General features: G+C 70.1%; 13 protein-coding genes, 5 tRNA genes and 1 pseudogene. 12 read left to right on the top strand and 7 right to left on the bottom strand.

The window, feature by feature from the left end:
- Window positions 1-52 precede the first annotated feature (52 nt).
- The 4 genes from QA802_RS29365 to QA802_RS29380 form a co-directional block, all read right to left on the bottom strand.
- Window positions 53-628 carry a GTP-binding protein gene (locus QA802_RS29365; RefSeq protein WP_030793795.1) on the bottom strand — a complete coding sequence of 192 codons (576 nt, stop codon included), beginning with the start codon at window positions 626-628 and terminating at the stop codon, window positions 53-55.
- Window positions 609-1007: a DUF742 domain-containing protein gene (locus QA802_RS29370; RefSeq protein WP_009190816.1), complete on the bottom strand. Its 399-nt coding sequence runs from the start codon at window positions 1005-1007 to the stop codon at window positions 609-611. The genes QA802_RS29365 and QA802_RS29370 overlap by 20 nt, the downstream gene beginning before the upstream one ends.
- 113 nt (window positions 1008-1120) lie before the next feature.
- Window positions 1121-1534 (bottom strand): roadblock/LC7 domain-containing protein, encoded by a 414-nt coding sequence (locus QA802_RS29375; protein ID WP_003973453.1) that lies wholly within the window; start codon window positions 1532-1534, stop codon window positions 1121-1123.
- Window positions 1535-1543: 9 nt separating this feature from the next.
- Complete coding sequence (locus tag QA802_RS29380) at window positions 1544-5293, bottom strand: sensor histidine kinase (protein WP_334528738.1); 3750 nt, start codon at window positions 5291-5293, stop codon at window positions 1544-1546.
- A 604-nt stretch (window positions 5294-5897) separates the two neighbouring features.
- On the opposite strand from QA802_RS29380, the gene QA802_RS29385 reads away from it, so the two are divergent.
- The 3 genes from QA802_RS29385 (at window position 5898) to gltX (ending at window position 8524) form a co-directional block, all read left to right on the top strand.
- Window positions 5898-6086: a hypothetical protein gene (locus tag QA802_RS29385; RefSeq protein ID WP_057580474.1), complete on the top strand. Its 189-nt coding sequence runs from the start codon at window positions 5898-5900 to the stop codon at window positions 6084-6086.
- Between the two features lie 175 nt (window positions 6087-6261).
- The gene (locus QA802_RS29390; protein ID WP_334528741.1) at window positions 6262-7047 is read left to right on the top strand and encodes a fumarylacetoacetate hydrolase family protein; all 786 of its coding nucleotides are present in this window, start codon (window positions 6262-6264) and stop codon (window positions 7045-7047) included.
- Entirely contained in the window at window positions 7040-8524 is a 1485-nt protein-coding gene (gltX, locus tag QA802_RS29395) for a glutamate--tRNA ligase (RefSeq protein WP_334528744.1), read from the top strand. Before QA802_RS29390 ends, gltX begins: the two co-directional genes overlap by 8 nt.
- A gap of 63 nt (window positions 8525-8587) precedes the next feature.
- On the opposite strand, the gene QA802_RS29400 is transcribed toward gltX, so the two are convergent.
- Window positions 8588-8872: a hypothetical protein gene (locus QA802_RS29400; RefSeq protein WP_306949122.1), complete on the bottom strand. Its 285-nt coding sequence runs from the start codon at window positions 8870-8872 to the stop codon at window positions 8588-8590.
- Window positions 8873-8908: 36 nt separating this feature from the next.
- Between QA802_RS29400 and QA802_RS29405 the strand changes: the two genes are divergently transcribed.
- The 6 genes from QA802_RS29405 (at window position 8909) to QA802_RS29430 (ending at window position 10230) form a co-directional block, all read left to right on the top strand.
- Window positions 8909-9643, top strand: coding sequence for an HAD family hydrolase (locus QA802_RS29405; protein WP_334528748.1), 735 nt, complete (start codon window positions 8909-8911; stop codon window positions 9641-9643).
- Between the two features lie 91 nt (window positions 9644-9734).
- Window positions 9735-9806 (top strand) — tRNA-Gln (locus QA802_RS29410).
- A gap of 21 nt (window positions 9807-9827) precedes the next feature.
- Window positions 9828-9900: transfer RNA gene (locus tag QA802_RS29415), tRNA-Glu, on the top strand.
- A gap of 62 nt (window positions 9901-9962) precedes the next feature.
- Window positions 9963-10035: transfer RNA gene (locus QA802_RS29420), tRNA-Glu, on the top strand.
- Window positions 10036-10054: 19 nt separating this feature from the next.
- Window positions 10055-10126: transfer RNA gene (locus QA802_RS29425), tRNA-Gln, on the top strand.
- A gap of 28 nt (window positions 10127-10154) precedes the next feature.
- A tRNA-Glu gene (locus QA802_RS29430) sits at window positions 10155-10230 on the top strand.
- A 61-nt stretch (window positions 10231-10291) separates the two neighbouring features.
- Here the strand turns inward: QA802_RS29430 and QA802_RS29435 are convergent.
- Window positions 10292-10935 (bottom strand): annotated as a pseudogene (locus QA802_RS29435) (MerR family transcriptional regulator).
- A gap of 38 nt (window positions 10936-10973) precedes the next feature.
- Here QA802_RS29435 and QA802_RS29440 point away from each other — a divergent pair.
- Window positions 10974-11465 carry a DUF4188 domain-containing protein gene (locus QA802_RS29440; protein WP_334528751.1) on the top strand — a complete coding sequence of 164 codons (492 nt, stop codon included), beginning with the start codon at window positions 10974-10976 and terminating at the stop codon, window positions 11463-11465.
- A 126-nt stretch (window positions 11466-11591) separates the two neighbouring features.
- On the opposite strand, the gene ndgR is transcribed toward QA802_RS29440, so the two are convergent.
- Complete coding sequence (ndgR, locus tag QA802_RS29445) at window positions 11592-12308, bottom strand: IclR family transcriptional regulator NdgR (protein ID WP_319281674.1); 717 nt, start codon at window positions 12306-12308, stop codon at window positions 11592-11594.
- Window positions 12309-12501: 193 nt separating this feature from the next.
- On the opposite strand from ndgR, the gene leuC reads away from it, so the two are divergent.
- The gene (gene leuC, locus QA802_RS29450) at window positions 12502-13932 is read left to right on the top strand and encodes a 3-isopropylmalate dehydratase large subunit (protein ID WP_334528756.1); all 1431 of its coding nucleotides are present in this window, start codon (window positions 12502-12504) and stop codon (window positions 13930-13932) included.
- 6 nt (window positions 13933-13938) lie between these two features.
- The gene (gene leuD, locus QA802_RS29455) at window positions 13939-14532 is read left to right on the top strand and encodes a 3-isopropylmalate dehydratase small subunit (RefSeq protein WP_334528759.1); all 594 of its coding nucleotides are present in this window, start codon (window positions 13939-13941) and stop codon (window positions 14530-14532) included.
- Window positions 14533-14734: the final 202 nt, after the last annotated feature.

Below are 14734 nucleotides of genomic sequence, written 5' to 3' on the forward strand. Positions count from 1 at the left end.
CCGGCTCCAGAGCGCCTACGGCAACTGCTGTACGTCGCCTAATGCTTGAAAGTTACCGCAGTCGTGCCATCAGCGCATGCTCGACCAGGGTGATCAGCGCGCTCTTGGCGTCCGAGCGGTGCCGGGCGTCCGTCGTGATGATGGGGGTGTCCGGGCCGATCTGCAGCGCCTCGCGCACCTCTTCGGGCTGGTAGGGCTGCTGCCCGTCGAAGCCGTTGAGCGCGACCACGAACGGCAGACCGCTGTTCTCGAAGTAGTCGACCGCGGGGAAGCAGTCGGCGAGGCGCCGCGTGTCCACCAGCACCACCGCGCCGATCGCACCGCGCACCAGGTCGTCCCACATGAACCAGAACCGGTCCTGGCCCGGCGTGCCGAACAGGTAGAGGATCAGGTCCTGGTCGAGCGTGATGCGGCCGAAGTCCATGGCCACCGTGGTGGTGGTCTTGTCCCCGGTGTGGGTCAGGTCGTCGATGCCCGCCGAAGCGGACGTCATCACGGCCTCCGTGCGCAGCGGGTTGATCTCGGAGACGGCGCCCACGAACGTGGTCTTGCCCACGCCGAAGCCACCCGCCACCACGATCTTCGCGGAGGTGGTGGCCCGGCCTCCGTCAGAGCTTGCGAAGTCCACTGAGCACCCTTTCGAGCAGCGTCACGTCAGGTGCGCCACCGTTGTTCTCGTCGCCGCCCGGCTGGTGGATGGCCACCAGTCCGGCCTCGGCGAGGTCCGCGACGAGGATCCGCGCCACACCCAGCGGCATGGCCAGCAGCGCCGAGACCTCGGCGACCGACTTCACCTCGCGGCACAGGTGACAGATCCGCTGGTGCTCCGGGAGCAGCCCCATGAGCGCTGCCGGGTCGGCCGTGGTGCTGATCAGCGCCTCGATGGCGAGCTGGTAGCGCGGCCTGGTCCGGCCACCGGTCATCGCGTACGGACGCACCAGCGGCTGGTCGCCCTCATCGCCGTACGGCTCCGCGTACGGATCATGATGGGCGGTGGGCGGGGTCATGGATCCTCCGGGCGGGACAGCAATTTAGGTTTGTCGTGCCGTCCGTCGAGGCCGGTGGGGGGAATTGTGTCGGCCGGACGGTGGTTTCGTGAGGCGGGTGGTACTCGGGCGGGTCAGTGGAGCAGACTGCCCTGGAGCTCGGCGCGGAGGTCGGGCGTGAGGACCGCGCCCGCTCGGTCGACGAGCAGTGCCATCTCGTAGCCGACGAGGCCGATGTCGCACTCCGGGTGCGCGAGCACGGCCAGCGACGACCCGTCCGAGACGGACATGAGGAAGAGGAATCCCCGCTCCATCTCGACGACCGTCTGGGCCACGTTGCCGCCTTCGAAGATCCGGGAGGCCCCGGCCGTGAGTGAGGTCAGCCCCGAGGCGACGGCCGCCAGCTGATCGGCACGGTCGCGGGGGAAGCCCTCGGACATGGCCAGCAGGAGCCCGTCGGCGGACACCACGACGGTGTGGGACACCCCAGGGGTGTTGTCCACGAAGTTGGTGATCAACCAGTTCAGGTTCTGTGCTGCCTGGCTCATCTGGCTCAACTAACGCTCCTGCTGGTGAGTGGGGCTCGGGAAACTGCCGGTCGAGCCGTTGCCGGCCTGACGACCCTGCGCGATGCCCCGACGGAGATTGGTCAGCCGGCCGCGAACGTCGTCAGGCGTACGCGAGACCTGCGGACCGGTCTGGTGCTGTTGCTGCTGAGCCGTGCCCGGGACGAGGTTCGCCCGGGGCACCCGGCGCGGCAGACCGGAGGTGGTGACGCCGCCCGCGGCAGGCTGCCTGACCCGCTCGGCCTGACGGACGAGTTCGTCGTTGGGCGAGGTCCGCCAGGAGGCGGGGCCGGCGGCCGGGCGCTGCGAAGCGGCCGGGGCCTGCGGCTGCTGTTCCTGCTGCGGAGCCGGGGACGGCGCCGCACCGCTCGCCTGCTGACCGTGGAACCAGTTGGTCTCCAGCGTGTCGTACAGCGGGGTGCGGCCGTCGCCGGGACCCGCGGCCGGCGGCAGCGCCTCCGGCTCAGGGCGCCCGGCCGGACGCTGCGGGACCGGCTGGTGCGCTGCTCCGTAGCCGTTCGACTGCGGAGCGGGGAACTGGCCGGTGGACGAGGGGTCCTGGCGGCCGGGAAGGGAGTGCTGCCCGGTGGAGGAGCCGTCGTAGCCGGGGGAGGCGAACTGGCCCGTGGAGCCGTTGTCGTAGCCCTGCGGTGCGAAGTGGTCGGGCGTCGCCGGGGCGTTCTGGCCGCCGGGGGCGCCGAAGACGTCGGAGCGGGTGTAGCCGTTGTCGCCCGGACGGCCGCCCGCGCCGGGGCGCTCGAACTGGCCGGTGTCCGGACGCTGGAACCGACCGGTGTCCTGCGGGTTGCCCACGGCCGGGAACTGGCCCGTGTTCTGCGGACCGTTCGCCGCGGGCCGGCCGAAGTCGGCGGCTCGGTCGAAGTCGGCAGGCCGGCCGAAGTCGGCGGGACGGCTGAAGTCGGCGGGACCGCCCTGGCCCTGACGCTCGTCGGTCCGCGGCACCGCGGGTATCTCGGCGGTGGCGCCGGGACCCTGCCGGTCGTCGATGCGCGGCATGCGCGAGGTCTGCGCGACGTCCGGCTCCTCGTGGCCGCGCGGGGCGTCCAGCGGGGTGCGCGGCACGGGCGGCCGGGCGTTCTCGTCGCCCCAGCTGGTCACGCGCGGCTGCGGGTTGCCGCCCGGCAGCTCGGCGCGCGGACCGCCGCGCGGCGGCAACTGCGGCTGACGGCCGCGGCCGCCCTGCTCGGCGTTGTCGGGGCGCTGCTGCGGCGGACGTCCGCCGAACATGTCCATGCCCTGCGTGCTGCCGTTGGCCGCCTGCCGGCCCTGCGGCGCACCCGGCGCCTGGCCGCCGAAGCCGGCGCCGGCCGGAGCCGGACGGCCCTGCGGCGGTGCGGCCGGCGGCTGCTGGGGACCGCGCGGCGGCTGTCCGCCGGGACGGCCACCGCCGTCCCTGCCGGGCAGTGCGGCCCGGGGACCCTGACCGCCGGCGAGCCGGCCGCCCGCGCCGGGACCGGCGCCGAGGGCGCCGCCCTGGCGACGCGCGGCGGCGACGCCGGCCGCGGCCTGCGCGGCGGCGGGACCGCCCGCGACACCGCCCTGACCGGGCTTGGGCTGGGGCTTGTTGCCGCCCTGGGCGACGTCCACGGGCAGCATGACCAGCGCGGTCGTGCCACCGGAGTCGGAGGGGCGCAGCTGGATGCGGATGCCGTGCCGCTGCGACAGACGACCGACCACGAACAGACCCATGCGGCGGGAGACCGACACGTCCACGGTGGGCGGCGAGGCGAGTCGCTCGTTGATCGCGGCGAGGTCCTCGGGGGAGAGGCCGATGCCGGTGTCGTGGATCTCGATCAGCACGCGGCCGTCGGGCAGCGCGTGACCGGTGACCTTGACCTTGGTCTGCGGGGAGGAGAACGAGGTGGCGTTCTCCAGCAGCTCGGCGAGCAGGTGCACGAGGTCGTTGACGACCCGGCCGGCCACTTCGGTGGTCGGCACCGAGGAGAGCTCGATGCGCTCGTACTGCTCCACCTCGGAGGCTGCGGCGCGCAGCACGTCGACCAGCGGGACCGGACGGGTCCAGCGGCGGCCGGGCTCCTCACCCGCGAGGACGAGGAGGTTCTCACCGTTACGGCGCATGCGGGTCGCGAGGTGGTCGAGCTTGAAGAGCGAGGACAGCTGGTCCGGGTCGGCCTCGCGGGACTCCAGTTCGGAGATGAGCGAGAGCTGACGCTGGATGAGGCCCTGGGACCGGCGCGAGAGGTTGGTGAACATCGCGTTGACGTTGCCCCGCAGCAGGGCCTGCTCGGCAGCGAGGCGGACCGCCTCGCGGTGCACGTCGTCGAAGGCCGCGGCCACCTGGCCGATCTCGTCCCGGGAGTGCACACCGACCGACTCCACGGACGTGTCGACGTCCTGCGGGTCGGACTCGGACAGCTGCTTGACCAGTTCGGGCAGCCGGTCCTGGGCGACCTTGGTGGCGGTCTCCTGAAGGCGGCGCAGCGAGCGGATCATGGACCGGGCGACGACGAACGCGCCGACCAGCGAGACGCCCAGCACGAGCAGGATCAGCGCACCGGAGATGATCGCCTCGCGCTCGGACTCGGCGCGCAGCTCACGCGCCTTCTGCTCCATGTCCTCGAGCAGCCCGTGCTCGATGTTGGCCATCTGCGCGATCTTGGTCGAGCTGTCGTCGATCCAGTCCTTGTACGACCGCTTGTCCTGCGACTGCAGACCGGTGTCCGAGCTCAGCGCCCGGTTGGCGTAGGTGTCGGCCTCTTCGATGACCGGGTTGCCCCGCTCGATCGGCCGCAGCAGCTCGTCGGCGCCGTCGTTGCCGTAGATGCTGCGGAAGCTCGCGAGTTCGGAGTCCTCGTTCTGGAGGGCGGCCTCGGCGTACTGCCGGTCGTTCTCGGAGAGGTCGCCGTAGACGGTGTTCTGCACCGGCAGCGCCGAGGCGAGCACGGCGCGCTGGACGGAGGCGTACTCCTTGGCCGCGGAGAAGGCGGACAGGGCGCGGGTGCGCTGGATCATCTCCGGGTTGCTGGTGGCCTGCGCCATGTCCTGCGACAGGTCCAGCAGGCTGGTGATGAGCCGGTGGTAGGCCTCGACCGTCTGGGTGGAGTTCTTCGGCTCCGAGTAGGCGGTCGACCGGATCTTGGCCAGGTTGCCGAGGTCGCTGAGAAGGCCCACGAGGCTGTCGCGGACACCCTGCAGGTTGCCGTCCGTACTGGCGGCGTCGATCTCCTCCGAGGCGTCCTGGAAGTCGGTCACCGCCCGGTCGGTCTTCTCCCGGTAGCCCGTGATGCCGAAGTCGGTCGCCTTGGTGCCGTGCGACAGCGGACCGGCGGAGTGGTCGCGCTCGTTCTGCAGCTGGACGGCCAGCTCGGTGGCCTGCTTGGTCATGTCCGTCAGCAGCTTCATGTTGTCGAGCTGCTTGATGTCGTCCATGGACTGGTCGATGCGCAGCGCGCCCAGCGTGGTCGCGGCGACCACCGGCAGGGTCAGCAGCGCCACCAGACGCGTGGAGATGCGCCAGTTGCGCAGGGCCACCCGAGGACCGGGACCGCCGGCCGGCGGCTTGGCCGTCGGAGTCGGGGGAAGGGGACTCGACGACGCGGACGAGCCGGGGCGCCCGTGGCGCTCACCGCCGTCGCCGGAAGCGGCCGGGCCCGGGTTCTGGGCGTGCTGGGGCGAGGAACTGCCGGCATTGGGGCCAGTCCCGCCGTGCGGCTCCGGCTCCGCCGAAGCACTGCCATCCCTCTTGAAACGTCCCTGCACTAGCGTCGCAACCTCTGGACCAGGCGCCCCTCCGCGTGAACGGAAAGACGGTGTCGGCGTGTTGGGGGGCGTCCTGAATTACGCCACCCAGATGGTCGTAGGTACCGGCGCCGGCTCCCCCTGTCTCGCCGCCACCGGGCGCGCTCTGCGCCCCCTGTGCGCCGGCTCGATCCCGCGGCGGTCCGAGGAATTCCAGCACAGTGCAGGATCTGCAACAAGGCCCGTTGGCCAGGCTGTGACATCCGTGACACCACGTGAGGGTGAAGTTACGGGATGTAGAAAGTGTTTCCCCATAAGGCGGACATAACCGTGTGAACCCCAGGGGCAGTGGCGTTGTCCCAGTCGCCATGATCAGGAGCGGAATGAGCGCTTCAGATTACTTATGTCCGTTTCATAGTGGTCAAATGGAGGCCCGAAATGACCGAAATAACCCTGAACCCGTGAGCAAACTCACACGCCGGTCATGCGACCTTCACGCGTTCACCGGGAATCGCGTGTTTAGCCTGACCCTTTACAGGGATGGCACATCCGACAAAACCGCGCCCGCGCGGAGGGCCTTCAACGGCCTCCCCGGCGCCCCGAGACGACAGGGTCACGTACAACAGTGAAGACGACGACGATGTTCCACAAGATCGCCAACCCGAGGCGCACGACGCTGGCGCACCTCAAGGACGCCGACGAACTGCAGCTCCCGGAGCAGCAGGAGCACTCCGTCGATCTCCCTGCCCAGACTGCCAACCCCAAGCGCACCGTCCTCATGGAGGCGCCGCTCGCCGCCTCCGTCGCGGAATAGATCCACGGGATCCAGGAGATCACCGCCGATCTCCGCGATCACATACGGGCGCCGGCCGCCGAATGCTCAAGCCGCCGGCCACGGATGTCAAGGGCGTCCCCGGCCGGGGGCGCCCTTCCCGCGTTAGCCTGGAGCGTCACACTCCAGCCAGCTCAGTCAAGGGGCCAACCAACCCGTGCGCATCGCCAGGTTCTCCATCGACGGCAACGTCGCCTTCGGCGCGGTCGAGGGGGCCGAGCCGGACGAGCTCGTCCTCGACATCATCAAGGGCATCCCGTTCGCGGACTTCGAGCTCTCCGGCACCAAGGTGCCGCTGAGCAAGGTCCGGCTCCTGCCGCCCGTGCTGCCCAACAAGATCGTCGCCTTCGGCCGCAACTACGCCGAGCACGCGCGCGAACTGGGCAACGAGGTCCCCGACGCCCCGTTCGCCTTCTTCAAGCCGTCCACCTCGGTGATCGGCCACGGCGACGACATCCAGTACCCGGCGTTCTCCGAGGAACTGCACCACGAGGCCGAGCTGGCCGTCGTCATCGGCCGGATGTGCCGCGAGGTCCCGCGCGAGCGCGTGGCGGACGTGATCTTCGGCTACACCTGCGCGAACGACGTCACCGCACGGGACGTCCAGCGGCGCGAGAAGCAGTGGGCGCGGGCCAAGGGCTTCGACACCTCCTGCCCGCTCGGCCCCTGGGTGGAGACCGGCCTGGACCTGGCGACCGCGTCCGACCTCACGATCCAGCTCACGGTGGACGGCGGGCAACGCCAGCTCGGCCGCACCAGCGAGATGACCCACTCCATCGCGGATCTGATCGTCAACATCACCGAGGCCATGACGCTGCTCCCCGGCGACGTGATCCTCACGGGCACCCCGGCAGGGGTGGGCCCACTGGCTGTCGGCGACGAGGTCGCCGTCACCATCGAAGGCATCGGCACTCTCACCAACAAGGTTGTCAAGCGTGGTTAGCGCACCCGGTTCTCCCGTACGCGTCCGTTTCTGTCCCTCGCCCACCGGTAACCCGCACGTGGGACTGGTCCGCACCGCCCTGTTCAACTGGGCGTTCGCCAAGCACCACCAGGGCACCCTGGTCTTCCGCATCGAGGACACCGACGCGGCCCGCGACTCCGAGGACTCGTACCGCCAGCTCCTGGACTCGATGCGCTGGCTCGGCTTCGACTGGGACGAGGGCCCCGAGGTCGACGGCCCGCACGCGCCGTACCGCCAGTCGCAGCGCATGGACCTGTACGAGGACGTCGCGCAGAAGCTCCTGGACGCCGGTCACGCGTACCGCTGCTACTGCTCCCAGGAGGAGCTGGACACCCGCCGCGAGGCCGCCCGCGCCGCCGGCAAGCCGTCCGGCTACGACGGCCACTGCCGCGACCTCACCGAGGCGCAGGCCGAGGAGTACCGGGCGCAGGGCCGTACGCCCATCGTCCGCTTCCGCATGCCCGACGAGACGATCACCTTCACGGACCTGGTCCGCGGCGAGCTGACGTTCACCCCGGAGAACGTGCCCGACTACGGCATCGTCCGCGCGAACGGCGCCCCGCTGTACACGCTGGTCAACCCGGTCGACGACGCCCTGATGGAGATCACCCACGTCCTGCGCGGCGAGGACCTGCTCTCCTCCACGCCCCGCCAGGTCGCCCTCTACAAGGCGCTGACCGAGCTGGGCATCGCGAAGTCCGTGCCCGCCTTCGGCCACCTGCCGTACGTGATGGGCGAGGGCAACAAGAAGCTCTCCAAGCGCGACCCCGAGTCGTCCCTCAACCTGTACCGCGAGCGTGGCTTCCTCCCCGAGGGCCTGCTCAACTACCTCTCGCTGCTCGGCTGGTCGCTCTCGGCCGACCAGGACATCTTCACGATGGACGAGATGGTCGCCGCCTTCGAAGTCACGGACGTCAACCCCAACCCGGCGCGCTTCGACCTCAAGAAGTGCGAGGCGATCAACGCCGACCACATCCGTCTGCTCGACGTGAAGGACTTCACCGAGCGCTGCGCCCCCTGGCTGCAGGCCCCTCTCGCCCCCTGGGCGCCGGAGGCCTTCGACGAGGCGAAGTGGCAGGCGATCGCCCCGCACGCGCAGACCCGGCTCAAGGTCCTCTCCGAGATCACCGACAACGTCGACTTCCTCTTCCTGCCCGAGCCGGTCGCCGACGAGGTGTCCTGGGCGAAGGCGATGAAGGAGGGCAGCGACGCGCTGCTCAGGACGGCCCGCGAGAAGCTCGAGTCGGCCGACTGGACCTCCGCCGAGTCCCTGAAGGAGGCCGTCCTGGCCGCCGGGGAGGCCCACGGCCTCAAGCTCGGCAAGGCCCAGGCGCCGGTCCGCGTCGCCGTGACCGGCCGCACCGTCGGCCTGCCCCTCTTCGAGTCGCTGGAAGTCCTCGGCAGGGAGAAGACCCTGGCCCGCATCGACGCGGCGCTGGCGAAGCTCGCGGCGTAACGCCCGGGCACGCGTGAGGGGCGGCCCCCGGGATTACCGGGTGCCGCCCCTCACGCGGTCACCTCAGAGTGCGTCGGTCTCGTCGATCAGGTAGTGGGTCTCGTCGAAGATCCAGACCACGACCACGACCATGATCGCGCCCGCCACGACGTACTCCAGCATCACACCGGGGGCGACGTATGCCTTACGGAGATTCTCGTCCGGGCCCAGCGGCGCGGTCGAGGCCTTGCGGAACGGATCCCGCGACAGTATCCGCACGGCCCGGTCGAGCTGGGCCTGGCGAGAGACCGGCAAGGTGTCGTAGGCCGCACGCGCCTCAAGGGTGAACTGGACTCGGTACTCGCTCATGTCCTCAGTGTGCCAGCCCGCGATACCGTCGGGGACATGAGTATTCGCGCCGTGGTCTGGGACGTTGACGACACTCTCTTCGACTACACGACCGCCGACCGCGAGGGCATGCGGGCGTATCTCACCACCGAGCGGCTGCTCGACCGGTTCGGCACGGCGGAGGAGGCCGTCGCGCGCTGGCGGGAGGTGACCGACCAGCAGTGGGCGCGGTTCTCCGCGGGCGGCATCACCTTCGAGGACCAGCGCCGCGACCGGGTACGGGCGTTCCTGGAACGGCCCGAGCTGACCGACGCGGAGACCGACGCCTGGTTCCGGCGGTACATCGCGCACTACGAGGCCGCCTGGTCGCTCTTCCCCGACGTCCTGCCCGTGCTCGACGCGCTCGCCGCCAGTCACCGCCACGCCGTGCTCTCCAACTCCAGCATCCACGTGCAGGACCACAAGCTGCGCGCCCTCGGCGTCCACGACCGCTTCGAGGTCATCCTGTGCGCCGCTGAACTCGGCGTCTCCAAACCGGAGGCCGGCGCGTTCCTCGCGGCCTGCGAGGCCCTGTCGCTGCCCCCGCACCAGGTGGCCTACGTCGGGGACCACCCGGAGATCGACGGACGGGGCGCCGCCGACGCCGGACTGCTCTCGGTGTGGATCGACCGCTACGGTGGCACGGCGGCCGTGGAGGTGCCCGCCGGACGGCACCGGATCGTCACCCTCGCCGAACTCCCCGCCATCCTCGGCGCGGATACCCGTTTTGGAGCGCAGTCCACCTTCGGGTAATGTTCTTCCTGCGTCGCCGGAGAGCGGGCTGAAAGGCCGGGCACCGAAGGCGCAAACTAGAACAAGATCCCCACAGGGGCTTGCGTTCCAGTGGCCTATGGTGTAATTGGCAGCACGACTGATTCTGGTTCAGTTAGTCTAGGTTCGAGTCCTGGTAGGCCAGCTCGCAGAGCTCATCTGCAAAGCCCCCGTTGTGTAGCGGCCTAGCACGCTGCCCTCTCAAGGCAGTAGCGCCGGTTCGAATCCGGTCGGGGGTACAGATCCTTCCCAGGAAGGCAGTCCGGGTCGCACCCGCTGTCTCTCATGCAGGATCGCTAGGGCCCCCGTTGTGTAGCGGCCTAGCACGCCGCCCTCTCAAGGCGGTAGCGCCGGTTCGAATCCGGTCGGGGGTACGATTCACAGTGATCACCTTGGTCTATGGTGTAATTGGCAACACTACGGTTTCTGGTACCGTCATTCTAGGTTCGAGTCCTGGTAGACCAGCTCTGATCTGCGGAAACGCAGAATCTAGGCCCCCGTTGTGTAGCGGCCTAGCACGCCGCCCTCTCAAGGCGGTAGCGCCGGTTCGAATCCGGTCGGGGGTACCACATGAAAGGCCCTCCGCTTCGGCGGGGGGCCTTTCACGTGCGTCCGCCGCGAGGGCGTCGCTCACTCGAAGCCGTACCGCCGCGCCGACTCCTCCTCCTGCGCCAGCCGGTGCAGCGCCTGCAGCATCGGCTCGACGAGGATCGCCCCCAGCACCGCCGTCTCGATACGCTCCGCCTCCGACTCCCGGTCTCCACGAAGTCCAGGTCCAGGACCGCGGCCTCGTGCATCAACCGGGCGTAGGAGAGGAGCAGTTCGGCGTCCCAGTCGTAACCGAGGCGGCGCAGCGCGGCCACCGAGACCACCAGTGACCGGTACGCGGGGGAGATCGTCGTCAGCAGGCGGGCGTTGGCCCAGCCCAGCGTGCGCAACAGGTCGTCCGTCTCCTGGTGGGCGGCGCGGACGTGCTCGTCCTCGGTGTCCGGCTCGGGAGCCTGGGGCAGCGCCCACAGGGCCGCGCCGAGGCGGATCGTGCGGCCCAGAGAGTCGTCGTCCACGTGCCCGAGCACCTCGCGGACCGTGGCCACCGGCAGCCCGCCCACCTGGATCATGGCGCGCACCAGCCGCAGGCGGCGCAGATGCTCCTCGTCGTACTCGGCGGTCGTCGCGTTGAGCCGGCGGCCGGGCGGCAACAGGCCTTCGCGCAGGTAGTACTTGATCGTCGCCGTCGAGACTCCGCTGCGCTCGCTCAGTTCGGCCAGTCGCATCCCTTGCGCACCCCCTTGGGTAGCGTCACTATCCAAGCATGTCCGAAGCCACCCGTACCACCGCAGACGCACGAGGCGACGTCGTCGTCCTGCTCATCGGGATGCGCGTCAACCGTTTCTGGGCCGTGCACCAGTGGGTGCCGGTGATGCTGGCGATGTTCAGAATGCTCGCCGAGCTGAAGAAGGACCCGAGCCGGGGACTCCTGTCCCGGGTCCTGCTGACGGCTTCGCCGCGGACGTACTACATCGTCCAGTACTGGGAGTCGAAGGAGAAGCTCTACGCCTACGCGAGCGCGCCCGACGCGTTCCACCACCGCGTGTGGGCCAGGCTCAACCGCAAGGAGCGGGAGGGGAAGGTGCGGGGGCACGTGGGGATCTGGCACGAGGCGTACGTCGTGCCGGAAGGGTCGTACGAGGCGGTCTACGGCGACATGCCGGCCTTCGGCCTCGCGGCCGCGCACGGGCAGATTCCGTTGGAGCGGCGGGGGCGATACGCGAACGACCGTTTCGCGTACCGGTCCGCGCCGTAGGCCGTAGGGGTCGCGCCGGGCGGCGGGGCGCACGCCTCGACCCGGTTCCCGGACTCTGGGGCGGGTGGGCCCTGCCGTTCGGGAAAGGGCTGCCGCGGCGTTGAGGCCGCCCTTTTCCTCGCGGTGTCAGCCGTTGCGGCGCAGGGCCTCGGACAGGCGGGCCGCGGCGTCGATGACCGCCTGGGCGTGCATACGGCCCGGGTGGCGCGTCAGGCGCTCGATGGGGCCCGAGACGGAGACGGCGGCCACCACGCGGTTGGAGGGACCGCGGACCGGCGCCGAGACGGACGCGACGCCCGGCTCGCGCTCGCCGATGGACTGGGCCCAGCCGCGGCGCCGCACGCCCGACAGCGCCGTCGCCGTGAACCGGGCGCCCTGGAGGCCGCGGTGCAGGCGCTCCGGCTCCTCCCAGGCCATCAGGATCTGGGCCGAGGAGCCCGCCTTCATCGTGAGCGTGGAGCCGACCGGCACCGTGTCCCGAAGGCCGGACAGGCGTTCCGCCGCGGCCACGCAGATGCGCATGTCGCCCTGGCGGCGGTAGAGCTGCGCGCTCTCGCCCGTGATGTCCCGCAGGTGCGTGAGCACCGGGCCGGCGGTGGCCAGCAGGCGGTCCTCGCCGGCGGCCGCGGCCAGCTCGGCGAGTCGGGGGCCGAGAATGAAACGGCCCTGCATGTCGCGCGCGACCATACGGTGGTGTTCCAAAGCCACGGCCAGACGGTGGGCCGTGGGTCGTGCGAGTCCGGTGGCGGCGACCAAGCCTGCGAGGGTGGCCGGACCGGACTCCAGGGCGCTCAGGACAAGGGCTGCCTTGTCCAGAACGCCGACGCCGCTACTGTTGTCCATGAAACGATACTCCCGTCTCACTCTGTGAAACGCAAGTTCATTTTTCCGTGAGACGCGCAACCCTTGGACGCATGGCGGCCCGCGGACCAACGGGCCAGGCGGCGGGTGCCCGGGGAACACAGGGGCCGGTGGGCGTCGCCTCCACAAGATCTCTAGTTGGGCCGGTGCGTCATTGCCGGCCGGAGGGAAAGCGATGGGTAGGACACTCGCGGAGAAGGTCTGGGACGACCACGTCGTCCGGCGCGCCGAGGGCGAGCCCGACCTCCTCTTCATCGATCTGCACCTCCTGCACGAGGTGACCAGCCCGCAGGCCTTCGACGGACTGCGGCAGAACGGCCGCCCGGTGCGCCGTCTCGACCTCACCATCGCGACCGAGGACCACAACACCCCGACCCTCGACATCGACAAGCCGATCGCGGACCCGGTCTCCCGGGCCCAGCTGGAGACGCTGCGCAAGAACTGCGCCGAGTTCGGCGTCCGGCTGCACCCGCTGGGCGACGTCGAGCAGGGCGTCGTGCACGTGGTCGGCCCGCAGCTGGGTCTGACCCAGCCCGGCATGACGGTCGTCTGCGGCGACTCCCACACCTCCACGCACGGCGCCTTCGGCGGCCTGGCGTTCGGCATCGGCACCTCGCAGGTCGAGCATGTGCTGGCCACTCAGACGCTGCCGCTGGTCCGCCCGAAGACCATGGCGATCACCGTCGAGGGCGAGCTGCCCGACGGCGTCACCGCCAAGGACCTGATCCTTGCGATCATCGCCCGCATCGGCACCGGCGGCGGCCAGGGCTACGTCCTGGAGTACCGCGGCTCCGCCATCGAGAAGCTCTCGATGGAGGCCCGCATGACCATCTGCAACATGTCGATCGAGGCCGGCGCCCGCGCGGGCATGATCGCCCCCGACCGGACCACCTTCGACTACCTCGAGGGCCGCCCGCACGCGCCCAAGGGCGAGGACTGGGACGCGGCCGTCGCGTACTGGAAGACGCTGAAGACGGACGACGACGCCGAGTTCGACGCCGAGGTGGTCATCGACGCCACCGCGCTGTCGCCGTTCGTCACCTGGGGCACCAACCCCGGCCAGGGCGCGCCGCTTTCGGCCGACGTCCCCGACCCGGCTTCGTACGAAGACGCTTCGGAGCGCCTCGCCGCCGAAAAGGCCCTGGAATACATGGGGTTGGAGGCTGGACAGCCGCTGCGCTCCATCAAGGTGGACACCGTCTTCGTAGGTTCCTGCACCAACGGCCGCATCGAGGACCTGCGCGCCGCCGCCGAGCTCGTCAAGGGCCGCAAAGTCGCCGACGGCGTACGGATGCTGGTCGTCCCGGGCTCCGCGCGCGTCGGTCTGCAGGCCGTCTCCGAGGGTCTGGACGTGGTCTTCAAGGAGGCCGGCGCCGAGTGGCGGCACGCGGGCTGCTCGATGTGCCTCGGCATGAACCCCGACCAGCTGGCCCCGGGGGAGCGCTCGGCGTCCACCTCCAACCGCAACTTCGAGGGCCGGCAGGGCAAGGGCGGTCGGACGCACCTGGTGTCGCCGCAGGTCGCGGCCGCCACGGCCGTCCTGGGCCACCTGGCATCCCCGGCCGACCTGTCCGACGCCGAGACCCGTACGCCCGCTGGAGTCTGATCAGTCATGGAAGCATTCATCTCGCACACCGGCCGGGCCGTCCCGCTGCGCCGCTCCAACGTCGACACCGACCAGATCATCCCTGCTCACTGGCTCAAGAAGGTCACGCGGGACGGGTTCGAGGACGGGCTCTTCGAGGCCTGGCGCAAGGACGCGGAGTTCATCCTCAACCGGCCCGAGCGGCAGGGCGCGAGCGTGCTGGTCGCCGGCCCCGACTTCGGCACCGGCTCCTCCCGTGAGCACGCCGTCTGGGCGCTGCAGAACTACGGCTTCAAGACCGTGATCTCGTCCCGCTTCGCCGACATCTTCCGCGGCAACTCGCTGAAGAACGGCCTGCTCACGGTGGTGATCGAGCAGAAGATCGTCGACGCGCTGTGGGAGCTCACGGAGAAGGACCCGCAGGCCGAGATCACCGTCGACCTCGAGGCCCGCGAGGTGCGCGCCGAAGGGATCACCGCCTCCTTCGAGCTGGACGAGAACTCCCGCTGGCGGCTGCTGAACGGGCTCGACGACATCTCCATCACCCTGCAGAACGAGGGTGACATCGCCGCCTACGAGTCCAAGCGCCCCTCCTACAAGCCGAGGACGCTCGAGGTCTGATTCCCGGGCCTCCCGGCTCCGGGGCGACCCTGGACAGTCGAGTTTCGGCCACCCCCGAAACCCCTCTGTACCCCCGATCGGTCCGATCGGGGGTACAGCTGTGTCTGCACCCGTTCGGCTCCCGATTCCCTTCGCTTCTCCTGCCAACTTCGCACGTTAGAGGGGTTGTTGCCGGGGTAGGCGCTCTGTGTGGACGTGATCG

The sequence above is a fragment of the Streptomyces sp. B21-105 genome (assembly GCF_036898465.1).
GTDB lineage: Bacteria > Actinomycetota > Actinomycetes > Streptomycetales > Streptomycetaceae > Streptomyces.